We start from the raw sequence: 15837 nt of genomic DNA, 5'->3' as shown, positions 1-15837 counted from the left end.
GTCTCGTGGGCTCGGAGATGTGTATAAGAGACAGCCTTATAAATGAATTGCAATTATTTTTTATTGGAAAATAATTTTGAACAAAATTTTTATCTTTTAAAATGGAAGGGAATGATGTCGTCAATTTATTTTTTGGTTATCCCTAATATGCCTTCTAGTTCAGCTAACGTAGATAAAGCCATGACAATATTTTGATCAGCAAGACCTAAAGATTGCGTAGCATTTTCTAAACTATCTTTTAAGGGTTTCTCATTGTTTAAGCCTTGCGTAATAGATAATGCGGCATTTTCCATACAATTTGAAGCGGCTATAAACGCGGTTTTAAAATGATTTATTTTCTGCTTCAGTGCAGGGTCTTTCATTTTTTCTTGAGCTTTAAATGTTTCCGTTTTTTTAGAAATCTCGTTGAATTGGTTTGCTATATGACTCATTTTATCCAGTAATTCAGTTGTATTTATGTTACCTGATTTTGAATTTAGTTCAGTCCATGTTGGTAACCATTCCTGTTCCACGATAGTATCGTAGTTTGTAGTAAGTAAATCAATTTGAGATTTTAATTCTTGTTGATAAATTTTTTTATTGATAGGCTCTTTAGTAGTTTGAATTTTTTTCTCTTTCGTGTAGTTCAAAAAAACAATGACTCCAATGCTGGCAATTATCAGCGTGCTAAAAAGACAAAGCCACCATTTTTTATGAAACAATTTTTTCATTTAGTAATTCCTCCTAATATGCAAAACATGAGATGTTTCAATCTATAATAACAAGTTATACATTTGAAAATTGTTATATTTTGTCGAAAAAAAGATTTGTGAAATAAATGTCCAATAATAAATGGCATTGTACGGTAAAAACCGATAAAACATTAAAGGATTTTACGTTTATTAACATATAAGGATGAGATTTTGATGGAGAAAAAGAGACGGAAAATATACTCCAATATTATTATGGTAGGAGTTTTAGGAGGGCTATTAGCGCTAATATTTATGACGAAAGAATCAAAGATTAAAGATTTTCCAGTTCCTATGTCAGCTATTCATATTGAAGATGAAAATCAAGCACATTATCAATATATAAGTCTAATGCCTATATCAAAAGCAAAAGGATGGGAAAACCTTGGAGAAGATGGGCATACTGTAGTATTTCAAAAAGGAGATAGGAAGGTAATTGTATTACATTATCCAGTGGAAAATATGTATTACTTGTTTGAAGAGTAGATTAAGATATCAGGGGAATAGGACATAAACAGGATGATTACTTTGTTTGTGTCCTATTTATTATTTAAGATAACAATCCGAGTTCCTTTGCATGTAGTGGGGAAAGACTTAATTTCTGAACGAAAAATGCATGAAGTGAGATTTGTTCTTTGATTTCAACCCATTCGTGATAACAGGAAAATAATGCTTGAATATCATTATTAAAATATTGTTCTACTAGTATACGAATCAATTTCGTACTTCGCCAATAATCATAAAAAGCTCCCGCATATGATCCACTTTCCGCAGACTTGCCGAACTCATTTAAAGGGTAATTACTAAATTCAGCTTGATATATGCTAATTAATTCATCTTCTACCTGCATAATTGTTTTAAATTGTTCATGTGACATCATTAGTTTTCTTGGTAAATAAAAGCATACGCCTTCTTCAAACCACATCGATTCTTCATCAATTTCATCAAAATCACTATGGAATTCTTCAGCGTGATGTACGAATTCATGTGCAGCAATAGTTGCGATGTCGAGTATATTAAGTTGCTTATAATATTGCTGAGCTTTTTCAAGCTCTTTTCCGTCAGTTACAGATAAGTAGATATTTTTCCATACATCAATAAGTGGTGTAATATGAATCAAATCACGTGAAGTATAAGCTGGCATAGGAATATTTGAATAAACTTGTGTTGCAGATTCTAAATCGTGAAATACGATTCCTTTTGGTGGTGAGAGGATTGTAACCTTTTCTTGCAATAAAGGTATGAAGCTTTGTAATTCGTTTAGTAGTTTCAAACCTTCTGCTTCAATCTTTTGAATATGAGTTGAATCAGTTACTGAGAATGCGGGTTTCATTGTCAACATACTCCTTTTATTGGATTATTTAGTAAATGCATTATAATCATACTACGATAAGATGTATTTTTGTTTTTATTCTTAATTTTTTGATTTATAATTAATTTGTATATAACACTTTATATAGAAATGAGCTGATTGATTGTCAATTATTAAGAAAATAGGTCGGTTTTGTCCTGTAGATGACAAAGGATACATTATTAATGATTCACATATGAATAATATTCAACCAGTCTTTCTCAAAGTTATACAAGAGGTACAGGATATATGTTTTCATATGCTGCAGGATGACCTCCATAGCATTTACATTAGAGGGTCTGTTCCAAGAGGGATTGGAATAGAGGGGATTGCAGATATAGATACAATTATATTAGTTCGAAAAGATCCGAAGGCACTAGACTTGGAATGGATCGAAAGTATAGAGCAACAATTGCTTCAAAAATTTGGTTGTATATCTGGAGTGGAATTAAGTTTTTATGATGTTGAAGAAGTGTTACATTCCAGTCGTTTGTCGTTTATAAGTTTTATGATTCAAACACATGGAGTATGTATACTCGGTGAAGATATAAGATCACAGCTACCTAAATATAAAGTAAGTCGAGAATTAGCACGTGAACATCTTATACATTTACAGCCACAAATTGAACAAGCATGTAAAGAATTAATTCATAATAAAGGTAGGGAAGATATATTAGATTGTTGCCGCTGGACTATGAAAATCATAGTTAGAGCAGGATTAGCATTAACAATTGATAAAGAAGGACTTTATTCTAGAGACCTTCATCCAGCGTATGAGTTGTTTAGTAAGCATTTTCCAGAGCAAGAACAAGATATGAGGAAAGCGCTGCAATATGCAGTTAATCCTATAGACGACATAACAGAAATTTTGTCTTTTTTAGAGCTACTGGGAGATTGGATGATAAAAGAAGCGAATCAGTATTTTAAAAAAACAATTGAATAGATTGTAATTTTATTATGTAAATAAAAGTGTTTGATTTTTTAAATAGTAGGTGAAGAAATAGCAATCATTGCAAAAGGAATACGGAATATATAATTAGGGGGGATCTATATGTTATTAAAAACGATATTTTGTCAGGTAGAAAAAGAGAAAAAGGGTTTGTTTTCAGAGGCGCAAGAGAAATGGAGAGGTTTACAAAATCTAGAGGGATTTTATGGACAGTTCGGGGGCTGGAATGAAGATGAGGCCTGTATATTTACTGTATGGGAAAACATGAATACATATCAAAAATTTATGAATGAAATGCATGATCCAATTTTTCATAATAGCAATCAAAAGGATACGTATGTATCTTGTGAAATAGAGTTATTTCAAACGTTATTTGATATAAAAGCTACTCCATTTACGAATGTACTTGCAAAAAATCTATTTGTCAGAGCAGCAGTTTGTGATGTGAAAAGAGACAGGGAAGAGAACTTTTTACATATACAAGAAACAATTTGGAATAAAGGAATGGAAAAATCAGAAGGAATGTTAGGCGGCGTTGTGGGAAGATCTCTTAAAAACTCCAATCGCTATGTCGTCCTTTCTTTTTGGGAAAATGAAATGTCACATCAGCGTTATGTGAAAGAAATTTTTCCTGGATTATATGAGTTAGCTAATGTAACCGAGGATGTTGAAAATATAAATGGAAAGCAAGTTGTGTGTATAAAAGAATGGTCTGTATATTAATTATAAAAAAAGTGAATAAATGGTGTATATCTAGGATGAATGATTTTAGTAGTTATAGTTGTATGAATTATTAGTTTAAAAGTAGAAGGCATGCAGCGAATGTATTATTGGTATGTAGTTCAATAAGACGAACTCTTTTCTTTTAAACATGAAAATTATAGAAGACGTCAGGTACCCTTTCGTGTTAATATATTTAAGTTATATTAGGAGGCTTACCCTTTTGTTATTGTACGGTAGAAGCAGTGTGAGCTTGAAATTTTTAGAAAAAAGGATGTGCCTAACTTGCGTATAAATAAATTTATTAGTGAATCTGGAAAAGCATCTAGACGCGGAGCAGATAAGTTAATTAATGAAAGAAGAGTAATTATTAACGGAAAGGTTGCAAAAATAGGTGACCAAGTACAACCAGGTGATGACGTGCGAGTAAATGGAGAGCAGCTTCGAATTGCTCGAGACCATGTGTATATCGCTTTAAATAAACCAGTAGGTATTACATGTACAAGTGAAAAGGCAGTTAAAGGTAACATTATCGATTTAGTGAATCATCCTTTACGAATTAATCACGTTGGACGTCTTGATAAAGATTCAGACGGTTTAATTTTGTTAACGAATGATGGCGATATTATTAATGAAATTTTACGTGCTGAAAATAAACATGAAAAAGAATATATTGTTTCAGTAGATAAACCGATTACGCCTGAATTTTTAAAAGAAATGGCAGCGGGTGTTAAAATTTTAGGAACAAAAACACTTCCTTGTGAAATAACACAGTTATCAAAATATGAATTCCAAATTATTTTAACACAAGGATTAAATCGCCAAATTCGTCGTATGTGTGAAGCTTTAGGTTATCAAGTATACACATTAAAACGTACGCGAATTATGAATATCCAGTTGAATAATTTACCAGTTGGACAGTGGAGAGATTTAACGAAGAAAGAGAAAAAAAGATTATTTGCAGACTTAAACTACGAACCACAAGATTGGTAAAAAAGATAGGGGAAATCAAAAAACATGAAAATTGTTTTTGGTTTCCCTTTTTTTATTGAACAAAAAATATTTTTTGACACTTGCAAAAATAAAATGAATAGGGTATAGTAAATAACAATTAATGGATGTGTTATTAAAAGCAAAGAAAAGGACACGAGTTATTTTTAACGGTTATACAGAGAGGGAAGGAATGCTGAGAACTTCCTAACGCAGTGAAATAACTTACCACCTTAGAGCTGCACTAGGGAAAATAAAAGTATCTAGTGCCGTGTAAGCGACGTTACCGCAAAAGAAGCCATTGTATGTTTAATATGATGGGAATCTGGGTGGAACCACGAATATAAGCATATTCGTCCCTATTATTAGGGATGAGTATGCTTTTTTATTTTTAATTTCATAATAAGCGAAGAAAAGGACACGAGTTATTTTTAACGGTTATACAGAGAGGGAAGGAGTGCTGAGAACTTCCTAACGCAGTGAAATAACTTACCACCTTAGAGCTGCACTGGGGAAAATAAAAGTATCTAGTGCCGTGTAAGCGACGTTACCGCAAAAGAAGCCGTTGTATGTTTAGTATGATGGGAATCTGGGTGGAACCACGGGTAAAAGCACGCTCGTCCCTATTATTAGGGATGAGTGTGCTTTTTTATTTATGAAATGGAGCGATTAAAATGAGAGAACAGATGATTAACATTATTTTTCCAGATGGTAGTGCCAAAGAATATGTAAAAGGAATTACTCTAGAAGAGATTGCAGCCTCAATTAGTTCAAGTTTAAAAAAGAAAGCAGTAGCCGGAAAGGTGAATGGTCAATTATTTGACTTACGTCGAAATATCGAACAGGATGCAGAAATTCAAATTATAACTATGGATTCAGAGGAAGGAATAGAAGTTGCAAGACATACTTCTGCACATATATTAGCGCAAGCTGTAAAGAGAATATACGGTGATGTAAAACTTGGCGTAGGACCTGTTATAGAAAATGGTTTTTATTATGATATGGATCTTCCAAGTAGTATAGGTATTGAAGACTTACCTAAACTTGAAAAAGAAATGAAGAATATTGTGAATGAAAATTTGAAAATAGAGCGAGTTGAAATCACTCGAAAAGAAGCAGAAAAGCTTTTCCAAGATGTAAATGATCACCTAAAGTTGGAGCTTTTAGAAGCAATCCCTGAAAATGAGATTGTAACAATTTATAAACAAGGAGAATTTGTTGATTTATGTCGCGGTCCACATTTACCGTCAACTGGCTACTTGAAAGCATTTCAATTAACTCACGTTTCCGGTGCATATTGGCGCGGGGATAGTAATAATCAAGTGCTTCAGCGTATATATGGCGTTGCGTTTTCTTCTCAAAAAGAATTAGAAAGCTATTTGCATTTTGTAGAAGAAGCAGCAAAGAGAAACCATCGTAAGTTAGGAAATGAACTTGAATTATTTATGTTCTCGGAAGAAGCACCAGGAATGCCTTTTTATTTACCGAAAGGACAAATCGTTCGAAATGAATTAGAGTCTTTTTTAAGAGAAATACAACAAAACTACGATTACCAAGAAGTGCGTACTCCCATTATGATGAATCAGGGGCTATGGGAAGAATCAGGGCACTGGGATCATTATAAAGATAATATGTATTTTTCAGAGGTAGACAACAAAAGCTTTGCATTAAAACCGATGAATTGCCCTGGACACATGCTTATTTTTAAAAATAAGCTACATTCATATCGCGATTTACCAATTCGAATGTGTGAATTTGGTCAAGTACATCGCCACGAATTCAGCGGTGCATTAAATGGATTATTAAGAGTTCGTACATTTTGTCAGGATGATGCACATTTATTTGTGACACCTGAGCAAATAGAAAGTGAAATAAAGTCAGTGTTAAAACAAATTGACTATGTCTATAGAACATTCGGTTTTGAATATGAAGTGGAGCTTTCAACAAGACCTGAAGATTCAATGGGTGATGATGAGCTATGGAACCAAGCTGAATTGTCTCTCGAGAATGTGCTGAAATCATTAAATTATAACTATAGAGTGAACGAAGGAGATGGCGCATTTTACGGACCTAAAATTGATTTTCATATTAAAGATGCTTTACAAAGAAGCCATCAATGTGGAACAGTTCAGCTTGATTTCCAAATGCCAGAGAAATTTGACTTGAATTATATTGATGAAAGAAATGAGAAAAGAAGACCGGTTGTTATTCACCGTGCTGTATTAGGCTCTTTTGATCGTTTCCTAGGAATACTAATTGAACATTTCGGAGGGGCATTCCCAACATGGTTGGCTCCGGTTCAAATAAAGGTGATTCCTGTTTCCAATCAAGTACATGAACAATATACAAAGGAAATTGAAGAAAAGTTAAAGAGCGTTGGCCTTCGCGCCGAACGAGATGCTCGTAGTGAAAAACTAGGGTATAAAATACGAGAGGCACAGCTCCAAAAGATACCATACATTCTTGTTATTGGGGATAAAGAAATGGAGAATGGATCTGTAAATGTGCGTAAATATGGTGAAGAAAAATCTGAAGTGGTTTCGCTATCTGCATTTATGGAAAGTATACGGAAGGAAGTTTATAATAAAGGATCTAAGTAATAAATCATAAATCAATCAGGTTGAAACACACTACTTTAAGTAAGTAGTGTGTTTTTTACTATCATAAAGAAATTATTCGAAGTTGTTCGTCGTTAAAAATCATTTTTAACCTGTTTATTTTCTACTTTCCATCCATCATTCTTATTTTTAATCTCTAAAATTAAAACTATATTCATTCCACTAGATTCCTTGTAAAGGATATAACCATGGTCTAATTTAATATATGTCGACGGCTCTCCTCTCCATTTTTACTTATTTTAAATTATGCTTGTCTTAATATATTTAGAAGCGTCCGCTTCTAAGCAAAGTGTAGGTGGGGGATTTTACGTTGTTATTTTTGTACCTTACAAAAATGTAAGGTGAATGTAAGATAAATCGCAGGAAGATTGTAAGTAAAAGTGAGAATATTTAAAAAGAAAGTAAATGATATAAGATTTTTTATCAATTTTGTTATAAAAAAATGAAAAATTAAAAAAATCTTAAGAATTTATGTAGGAGAAATCTAAGAAATGTATGACAAAGTAATGATATACAAAAGAGATGGAGGGATAGGAATGGCAACAAATGTAGTGACGGTAGAAAGTGTGGAGAAAACATATGGCAAAAGAAATGAAAGCCAGTCAAAAGCATTAAGAGGGGTATCGCTTACGATACAAGAAGGGGAATTCGTTGGGATTATGGGACCTTCTGGATCTGGAAAAACGACACTACTAAATGTAATTAGTACACTTGATCATGCGACAGGAGGAAGTGTGACGATAGCAGGCACAGATATTACTTCAATGAAGGGGAACGCTTTATCAGATTTTCGTTCTCAAAAACTGGGGTTTATTTTCCAAGATTTTAATTTGCTTGAAAATCTCTCGATCTATGAGAATATTGCTTTGCCACTTTCACTACAAGGAGTGCCTTCAAGTGAGATAAGCGGGAAAGTAAATGAGGTTGCACAGAAATTAGATATTGTTGAAATTTTAACAAAATATCCATCAGCTGTCTCTGGTGGACAAAAACAAAGAACAGCTGCAGCACGAGCTTTAGTACATAATCCGGCCATTGTATTAGCGGATGAACCAACAGGAGCACTTGATAGCAAAAATGCGAAGAGTTTATTAGAAGCGATGCAAGACTTACATGAAAATCATGGAGTAAGTATATTAATGGTAACGCATGATGCATTTAGTGCAAGTTATTGTGAGCGGATTCTATTTATTCAAGATGGGCTACTCTATAAAGAATTGAAACGCCAAGGAACACGAGAGGATTTCTATCAAGATATTTTAGGTGTGCTTGCTCATATGGGCTCAGCGGCTGAATCCAAATAGGGGGCGAGATCATGTTATTGAAATTATCACGTCATAGTATGAAAAAAATGTTAAAGGACTATCTTGTTTTGCTTGTTGGTCTTGTCATTAGTATCAGTATTTTCTATATGTTTCAAACGATGGCGATTAACAGCCAATTTACAAAAGATAATAGTATGATTAATAGTATTCGCCTTGTATTTTGGGTTGGTGCTGTCTTACTTTCCTTCATTACGGTCTTTTATATCGTATATGCGAATTCCTTTTTACTTACATTGCGCAGGAAAGAGCTTGGTATGTATATGATGCTCGGTGCAAAGAAGAAAAAAGTAGCCCAGTTATTATTTATCGAAACATTCGGTATGGGAATTATCAGCATTATTATTGGGATTATTGTAGGAATATTACTAGCAAGTGCAGCGGGGAATTTTTTAATGAATGGTTTAGAAATTTCGGCGAAAGGCTATGCACCATTTTATATACCTGCAGTTCTTGTTACATGTGGATTCTTCTTGGTCTTATTTATTATTACTGGATTTATCAATAGTATACGGTTATTGCGTCAAACTGAACTTGAGCTACTTCGTGAAGATGAAACACAAGATACAATAGAAAAGAGTAAACGTCGCGTTATCATTTTTACTGTAATGGGAGTGTTACTGTTAGGAACAGGATACTATTCTATACTGCATATAGACAAGTTACGTGAAATAGGATTTATACTAGCAACGGGTGCTACAACGATAGGGACATATTTTATTTTTAGTTCATTGTTACCATTGTTTGTAACAAAGTTAAAAAACAACAAAAAACGAAATGAAACAGGTTTAAATAGTTTTACATATGCTCAGCTTCGTTTTCGAATAAATAGTTTATCTCGGGTACTTGGGACTGTCGCGATGCTAATTGCACTTGGTGCAGGGGCGATGACAGCTGGAATGGCTTTTCAAAAAAATGTTGGTATTATGACGGATTTTTCTCGAGTCTATGATGCGACAATTCATGATCCGAATGAAAAAGATATAGCGGCATTAAAACAAATGAAAATTGAAGAGCAACGAACTTATAAATATAAAGTGGACGGGGAAGCAGTCTATTATTTACGAGAAGATTTAACTGCAAAGCCACCACTCATTTCTGATCATCAAGATACAAAGAATGTCAAAGAGCCTGTACGTAAACGTGTAAAAGAACCATTAACGGAACCTCTTTATACATCTATGGAAGCACCTGAGGCAGCAAGTAAACTTCCACATATGCCAAGTGATTGGAATGATGCAATCATAAGAGAAGTTCAAGTTACACACAATCAATTCAACGGGAAACCTGTTCGAATTGCAGATAAGGACCATTATAAAAACATTCAAGGAACAGAACATAGTGTCACGCTAGTGCAAGTGGATGACTTACAAAAATATAAACCGTTGTTAATAGATATTGATCAACGACAAAAAGAGTTAGTAGAAAAAGAAAAAGGCGGAAAAGTAGAATTATATACAAAAATGACAACTTACCAATTTATGAATAGTTTCATGAGCGGTACGATGTTTATGGGATTCTTCCTTGGAATTGCATTCTTAGCTATGATGGCGAGCTCTCTTATGTTTAAAATTTTAACAGGAGCTTCTCGTGATGTACGTCGCTATGAAATGCTTCGAAAAATTGGAGTACGCCGTAGTATGTTGTCGCGTAGTATCTATAAAGAAATTTCATATCTCTTTATCTTCCCGGCTATCATTGGTATTTCACATATTTTAGTAGGACTTAACTTGTTCCGCCTCTTCTTAGTTGATCCGTTTGTAAAAGTGTGGATGCCAATTGGAATTTTTCTTATTATTTATGTTGTATATTACTGGATAACGGTGCAACTATATAAAGGAATGGTTTTGCCAAAAGAACAAGTTTCAAAGTAATAATGAATGAGATAATTTGCTGGCAGAATGAAAAAACACGCTTACTTTCATTATCAAGACCTAAAAGTTAAAAATCCTCAAAAAATAAAGGTAAGTACATATTAGTTATGTTAAATATGTACTTACCTTTTATTTCTCCTTAAACTAAGGCTCCACATTGGCTTAAATATTTCAATGTGCTTCTAATGGAATATTCCCAATATCCGAAACGGGTTCTGTTGCAAAGTTTTCTAAATGAGATCACACTCTAGAAAAAAAGAGTAAGGAGAAACACAAATGCGATATTTTAAAGGAAAACAGTTCAAGAAAGATATTATTTTGGTAGCCGCCCTGTACTACTGTCGTTTTTCTTTAAGTTATCGGGATGTCTCTGAAATTTTAAAAGAACGTGGAATCTCAGTTCACCCAACAACTATCATGCGCTGGGTTCATGAATACGGAAACCTTATCTATCAAATTTGGAAGAAGAAAAATAAAAACGTCCAATTATCTTGGAAGCTAGATGAAACCTATATAAAAGTCAAAGGGAAATGGTGTTATTTATATCGTGCAATAGATAAAGACGGGCATACATTGGATATTCAACTTCGTAAAAAACGGGATTATCCGGCTGCTTATGCCTTTATGAAAAGATTAGTGAAAACATTTGGAGAACCAACGGCTCTAACAACAGACAAAGCGCCGGCATTACTTTGCGCATTTAAGAAATTAAGAAAACAAGGTTTTTATTTAAATACAGCTCATTGTACAATCAAACATTTGAACAATCTCGTCGAACAGGATCATAGGCATGTCAAGAGGCGTTTTGCCAAATCCGCAGGATTTCAAAACCTTCGTCATGCTTCACGTACGATAAAAGGTATTGAGACCATTCATGCCCTATATAAACAAAGGCGAAGTTTTCAAAGAGACTCCGCCTTTTCAACGTACAATGAACTTCAACAATTACTGGCTACTTCCTAAACATTGTTCCTCATTTACCAACCTGTTTATGCTTTTTTCAAACTTTGCAACAGAACCCTCAATTTTTATATTTATTGGACAGATGATTACTCCAAAATCGATGGATGCTCCTTCTACCCCATGGAGATGTGGTGATTACCCTTATAGAGCCTGCATCTAATCTCGTTTACTAATGAAATCTTTATAAGCGGCAATTTTATATTCAAGCATCTCATCTGCAGATTTTAATGTTCTGATTTGTTTCTTAATAGCGTCTTTATGTTCTTCTAAAAGGCTTAATCGCTCTAGTGTAGTATGTTCTCCTTCTAAAACTAATGAAGCATACTTCTTTATTTTCGCGATAGGCATTTGTGTTTCTTTTAACTTGATAACAAATTGTAGCCATTTAATATGTGAATCGTTATATCGCCTGTCTCCGCTGGCATCACGAACCGGAGTTATAATTTTTTCCTTTTCGTAATACCGCAATGTATGTGTACTTATCCCTAAAATTTTAGCCACTTCACCAATGGTGTGCATAAGAAACCTCCAGATTAATTTTTTTCTTGACTTAGAGTTAACTCTAATCATTATAATCAACTCATAGTTCGTTCACAATAAAATCAATTGGATAAAATTCAGGAGGGATTTATATGAAATATACAGTTATTACGGGTGCCAGTTCAGGAATTGGATATGAAACGGCTCTTGCTTTTGCGGCTCGCGGAAAAAACTTAATCATAGCAGCTCGCAGAACGGAGGAATTGGAAAAGCTAAAATCAAAAGTGGCTGACGTTAACGCAGACCTGGATGTTGTCATTCGAACTGTTGATTTATCTGTTACCACAAATGTTTATGCATTCTACGAAAGTCTTCAGGACTATCAGATCGAGACCTGGATCAACAATGCTGGATTTGGAAACTTTGCTTCCGTTGGGGAACAAAATTTAAATAAGATTGAGACGATGCTTCATTTGAATATTGAAGCCTTAACCTTGTTGTCCTCTCTTTATGTGCGTGACTATGCAGATGTTAAAGAAACGCAAATCATCAATATTTCTTCAGGAGGAGGATATCTGATTGTTGCCGATGCTGTGACCTACTGCGCGACAAAGTTCTATGTAAGTGCCTTTACAGAAGGGCTTGCACAAGAATTGAAAGGAAAAGGAGCAGCCATGCAAGCAAAAGTCTTGGCTCCTGCTGCAACAGAGACCGAATTTGCGAAACGCTCCTATGATGTTGATAATTTTGAATATGATGGTATTGTTCCAAAGTTCCATACAGCTGAACAAATGGCCGGTTTCTTACTGGATTTATATGACAGTGAGAAGGTGGTAGGAATTGTGAATGGAGAAACGTATGACTTCGAATTAAGAGATCCGATTTATCCGTATGTGACGCGGACAAGAAACTAGTCTTTTAAAATCCAAACATAACAAAAAGCCGATAGTTCCTTAGCGTATATTTTCGTTAAAATGTGACGGTAATTCTAGTAAATCTTTTGCATTTACGATAGATATATTAAAAATAATCATTTAGCTTTAACACAATATTATCGTTGGTATCAAGTATATGAAGTTTCGCTTAACAAAGCTCGTCTAGAAAATCAGTTAGACATTTTAGAGGATGAAATTGAAATTTTATCAAGCTGGAACTTCGAAAGGTAAAATTGGTTTAGTAGACAGATTAAAAATGTTTGAGGGATGGAAAAATGCGCATCATGTTGAAAACACATCAATCAGTTGAACGATGAGGTACTTTCATTAGAAGCTAATATTCTTTATCAAAATATACGTCCAGATAACAGTAGATAAAGCTATAAAATTAATTACTTAACAATTCTGAAACTTCTAGATAACGAATTACCTCTTTTTACAAAGGTGCATTTAGAACCAACAGGTACTGTAGAAAATCCACAATTTAAATCTGCCTATGCAGAAAATAGAGCAAAATCATTTATGCATTACTGGTTATATTTAATGAAAACAGCATCTGTGAACAGTGACAAATTCAAAGAACTATTAGCAGATCAATTTGAGTTAAATTTAAGTACGACTTCTAAAGTTAATACATTAAAAGGGTTTAATGAATGGTTAGCAACCATTTCTAACCAAGTAAAACAAAGCGGACATTATCCGGAAAATTTTCAGTTACAGAAAATGTAAGTAACACGATGAATGCTTCTGTAGATTTTGAATGGGAAGGTATTTCTGCTGAGAATAAGCCAATGATTGCGGAAACACATCATGAATGGGATACTTGAAAATAATTTAGATGAGCGATTTACTCGTATGAAAATGATGAAAGCAATTCAGACAAAGCCATTTCAAACAGTAGAATAATTTAAAATATAGCTTTTTTCTTTTATGATAGATAAAAGAAAAAGGCTACAGGCTTGATACGAACAAAAAAAGAAAATTGTACGTTAAGGTACTATTTAAATAAAAATCACCGATTTCCTGTACGTTAAGAAGTCAGTGATTCTTGTTATTTTTTTCTTATTTTGTTTTCTCTTAATGGTCGTAAATCTTCTATAATATATTTAGTGCATATAAAAGAGGCGGAGCCATAAAATCAGCAAATTAGAAAATAAAACAGGATGGGAGTCGGTTATTATGGAGCAATCAAATAAAGCGTTTAGCGAGGCATTAGTAAAATCGTTAAGAGGAGAACGAGGACATCTTCCTATCAAGAATGCTTTGTCGGATATAGACTTGGCGCTTGCGGGAAAACGCAGAGAGGAACTGCCTTATTCTATTTATCAATTAGTGAAACACATGACATACTGGCAAGATTTTCTCTTATTATCCGCTCAGGGGGAGAAGCCTGCATTGCCTGCCCATGTGAAAGAGAGCTGGCCTGAAGAAGAATGTCCTGGCAGTGAGGAAGAGTGGAAACAAATTATTCACTATTTTCTTCAAGGGATTGAACAGGCATGCACGATTGCCCAAACTGTTCAATTGGACAAACCATTGGAGAAATGGCCTGGCGAAACCCCAGGCGGTGTGCTACGCAATATTGCATCTCACAACTCCTACCATTTAGGAGAAATTGTGCTGATTCGCAGATTATTTAGTGCTTGGCCACCGCCAACAGGCGGATATCCGGTCTAAACAAGGTTATGGGTGGAACACTTTCCTTTGAATTGATTCAATATAGTTATATTGCGGATATTAAGTGGATTTTGAGGGGAATGGAAAGTTGTAAGAAGAGTTGAACACTATTATGTGAAGAGACACCGCCTGTTAAAACAGGTGTTTTTTTTGCTCTCGACCTATATTCTTTTAGGGGTTCTGTTGCAAAGTTTTCCAAATGAGACTACACTCTAGAAAAAAGAGTAAGGAGAAACACAAATGCGATATTTTAAGTAAGCGTCAAATCGTCCCCACAATTTAATATTCAATTAATGATGAGATAATCTCCTCCAAGTATTTATGTACTTGAGGAGATTGAACATTTTTTGTAATTTTATTTAAAATCTATTTACGATTAGTCTTAATTCCTATTTCTAGTATAATGAGTTCCTCTTATTACAATAGTATTTGTGTTTTCGTCCTTTCCACGCTTAAGGTTTCTGGTAAGCTTAGCCATAATGAGCTGGGATTCTGCATCATCTGCACCTTCGATTTTATATAAAAATTTCTTTGCATTTTCACCTGAAAGTACTTTTATAAGCTTATCATACCAATAAATAAGCACCTTATCGTCTTTCTTAACATCATATGAAAAAATTATATCGTTAGTTTGATTCTTACCTTTATCGAACATAGCTATTCCATTCCTTTCGACCATAATGACTATTCATACTTTAGTGGGTGGTAAATAACTTTCTATTTTTAGTTTTCATAGTCGTATTCATGATTATATATATTCGTAATATCTAACCAAAAACCTTCACTATTAGACAAAAATTTCACTGTTATATGATTGTTTGGGCAAGAACTTCTTGATATCCTTGTTTTTGGTTAAAAGGTACCCATATCAAGTATCCAACATAATTGTCTTCTAGTTACAGCAAGTGGGGACAGTTTGATGCTTACGTATATACTTATCTAATGTTCCAAATTTGTTATGTTGCTTATTTAAAATAGAAAGATAACTTTTCTGGAACCAATCCTAGGAAAAATGAATTTTAAAAATTTCTTCGTTTGATTTACGTTTTTCATTTTGCATATATAAACATAAAATGAGAGAAATAAATGATTCGGAGGAACTAGATATGGAAAATAAAATTTATGTAAGTGACGTAATTACTACAGATGTGTATGTGTCAAAGTTCTATAATGAAAATAAAAATGAAATCGAACGTTCAAGAGAATCTGTATTAAAATTTACAAAAAGAA

At 33.8% G+C, this 15837-nt stretch carries 15 protein-coding genes and 2 other annotated features; of the genes, 11 read left to right on the top strand and 4 right to left on the bottom strand.

What is annotated here, in order from left to right; all coding sequences use genetic code 11:
- Positions 1-125: 125 nt before the first annotated feature.
- On the bottom strand, positions 126-710 hold the full coding sequence (locus JDS96_RS27160; RefSeq protein WP_199668645.1) for a hypothetical protein: 585 nt from the start codon (positions 708-710) through the stop codon (positions 126-128).
- Between the two features lie 195 nt (positions 711-905).
- Between JDS96_RS27160 and JDS96_RS27155 the strand changes: the two genes are divergently transcribed.
- On the top strand, positions 906-1214 hold the full coding sequence (locus JDS96_RS27155; protein WP_199668644.1) for a hypothetical protein: 309 nt from the start codon (positions 906-908) through the stop codon (positions 1212-1214).
- A gap of 64 nt (positions 1215-1278) precedes the next feature.
- Here JDS96_RS27155 and JDS96_RS27150 read toward each other — a convergent pair whose 3' ends face one another.
- Complete coding sequence (locus tag JDS96_RS27150) at positions 1279-2061, bottom strand: hypothetical protein (protein WP_199668643.1); 783 nt, start codon at positions 2059-2061, stop codon at positions 1279-1281.
- Between the two features lie 142 nt (positions 2062-2203).
- Here JDS96_RS27150 and JDS96_RS27145 point away from each other — a divergent pair, with 142 nt between their 5' ends.
- The 7 genes from JDS96_RS27145 to JDS96_RS27115 all read left to right on the top strand — a co-directional run bounded on the left by JDS96_RS27145 (position 2204) and on the right by JDS96_RS27115 (position 11515).
- Complete coding sequence (locus JDS96_RS27145) at positions 2204-3022, top strand: nucleotidyltransferase (protein ID WP_199668642.1); 819 nt, start codon at positions 2204-2206, stop codon at positions 3020-3022.
- A gap of 108 nt (positions 3023-3130) precedes the next feature.
- Positions 3131-3751: a DUF4937 domain-containing protein gene (locus tag JDS96_RS27140; RefSeq protein ID WP_003197649.1), complete on the top strand. Its 621-nt coding sequence runs from the start codon at positions 3131-3133 to the stop codon at positions 3749-3751.
- A 282-nt stretch (positions 3752-4033) separates the two neighbouring features.
- The gene (gene rluF / locus JDS96_RS27135; protein ID WP_003197651.1) at positions 4034-4741 is read left to right on the top strand and encodes a 23S rRNA pseudouridine(2604) synthase RluF; all 708 of its coding nucleotides are present in this window, start codon (positions 4034-4036) and stop codon (positions 4739-4741) included.
- Between the two features lie 133 nt (positions 4742-4874).
- Positions 4875-5102, top strand: a binding site (T-box leader).
- A 36-nt stretch (positions 5103-5138) separates the two neighbouring features.
- Positions 5139-5366 (top strand) — a binding site (T-box leader).
- Positions 5367-5412: 46 nt separating this feature from the next.
- A complete protein-coding gene (thrS, locus tag JDS96_RS27130) occupies positions 5413-7338 on the top strand; it encodes a threonine--tRNA ligase (protein ID WP_199668641.1) in 1926 nt (641 codons plus the stop codon).
- A gap of 554 nt (positions 7339-7892) precedes the next feature.
- Positions 7893-8660, top strand: coding sequence for an ABC transporter ATP-binding protein (locus JDS96_RS27125; RefSeq protein ID WP_033797012.1), 768 nt, complete (start codon positions 7893-7895; stop codon positions 8658-8660).
- A gap of 11 nt (positions 8661-8671) precedes the next feature.
- Positions 8672-10552 carry an FtsX-like permease family protein gene (locus JDS96_RS27120; RefSeq protein ID WP_199668640.1) on the top strand — a complete coding sequence of 627 codons (1881 nt, stop codon included), beginning with the start codon at positions 8672-8674 and terminating at the stop codon, positions 10550-10552.
- A 276-nt stretch (positions 10553-10828) separates the two neighbouring features.
- Entirely contained in the window at positions 10829-11515 is a 687-nt protein-coding gene (locus JDS96_RS27115; RefSeq protein WP_199668639.1) for an IS6 family transposase, read from the top strand.
- Positions 11516-11671: 156 nt separating this feature from the next.
- Here the strand turns inward: JDS96_RS27115 and JDS96_RS27110 are convergent, their stop codons facing one another.
- Positions 11672-12034, bottom strand: a complete 363-nt coding sequence (locus JDS96_RS27110) for a MerR family transcriptional regulator (RefSeq protein ID WP_018765170.1) — start codon at positions 12032-12034, stop codon at positions 11672-11674.
- A gap of 113 nt (positions 12035-12147) precedes the next feature.
- Between JDS96_RS27110 and JDS96_RS27105 the strand changes: the two genes are divergently transcribed.
- The 3 genes from JDS96_RS27105 to JDS96_RS27095 all read left to right on the top strand — a co-directional run bounded on the left by JDS96_RS27105 (position 12148) and on the right by JDS96_RS27095 (position 14607).
- The gene (locus tag JDS96_RS27105; protein ID WP_006096864.1) at positions 12148-12909 is read left to right on the top strand and encodes an SDR family NAD(P)-dependent oxidoreductase; all 762 of its coding nucleotides are present in this window, start codon (positions 12148-12150) and stop codon (positions 12907-12909) included.
- A gap of 543 nt (positions 12910-13452) precedes the next feature.
- Entirely contained in the window at positions 13453-13659 is a 207-nt protein-coding gene (locus tag JDS96_RS32525) for a hypothetical protein (RefSeq protein ID WP_239500016.1), read from the top strand.
- Positions 13660-14109: 450 nt separating this feature from the next.
- Positions 14110-14607 carry a DinB family protein gene (locus JDS96_RS27095; RefSeq protein ID WP_003207157.1) on the top strand — a complete coding sequence of 166 codons (498 nt, stop codon included), beginning with the start codon at positions 14110-14112 and terminating at the stop codon, positions 14605-14607.
- 382 nt (positions 14608-14989) lie between these two features.
- On the opposite strand, the gene JDS96_RS27090 is transcribed toward JDS96_RS27095, so the two are convergent.
- Positions 14990-15262: a hypothetical protein gene (locus JDS96_RS27090; protein WP_018765174.1), complete on the bottom strand. Its 273-nt coding sequence runs from the start codon at positions 15260-15262 to the stop codon at positions 14990-14992.
- Positions 15263-15837: the final 575 nt, after the last annotated feature.

Source organism: Bacillus cereus group sp. N21 (assembly GCF_016483395.1).
GTDB lineage: Bacteria > Bacillota > Bacilli > Bacillales > Bacillaceae_G > Bacillus_A > Bacillus_A pseudomycoides.
This window is presented reverse-complemented; position numbering and strand designations above follow the sequence as displayed.